Source organism: Phormidium sp. CCY1219, from assembly GCF_055795085.1.
The window spans coordinates 1-366 of record NZ_JAYFEQ010000073.1; the positions used below are offsets into that span (position 1 = coordinate 1).

The 366-nt window shown below is 48.4% G+C and carries 1 protein-coding gene; it reads right to left on the bottom strand.

Annotated features, from left to right (window positions below):
- A partial coding sequence (locus AC0QH1_RS00475; RefSeq protein ID WP_324628773.1) for a DUF4058 family protein occupies window positions 1-173 on the bottom strand: 173 nt, incomplete at its 3' end.
- Window positions 174-366: the final 193 nt, after the last annotated feature.

Below are 366 nucleotides of genomic sequence, written 5' to 3' on the forward strand. Positions count from 1 at the left end.
AAGCTATCATTTCCCGCCATTTCATACACCCGCTTTTCAATCGCCACCCGATATTTGGGGCGCAGTTGAGGCACTAAAATATCTGCGATCGCCACAATCAAGCGATTATGTACCTCCGGCCAAAAATCCGGCTGTTCTAAATATGGATCCATTCCCGGAAAGGGTGAAGGCATAGGGGAAATTCCTCATTTAACGAACGATAGTCAGTTTAAATGATTCCGGCAATTAACACGGGACTCGGTGGGCCAACCTACCCGATAACTTTTTCTGCCTTTTGTTCGGTGCGGATTTAACGCAATCCTCGGTCTCGCAACCAAGCATCGGTCCAAATGGCATCGGATTGACACAGAGGCGGTATCGGTTCTC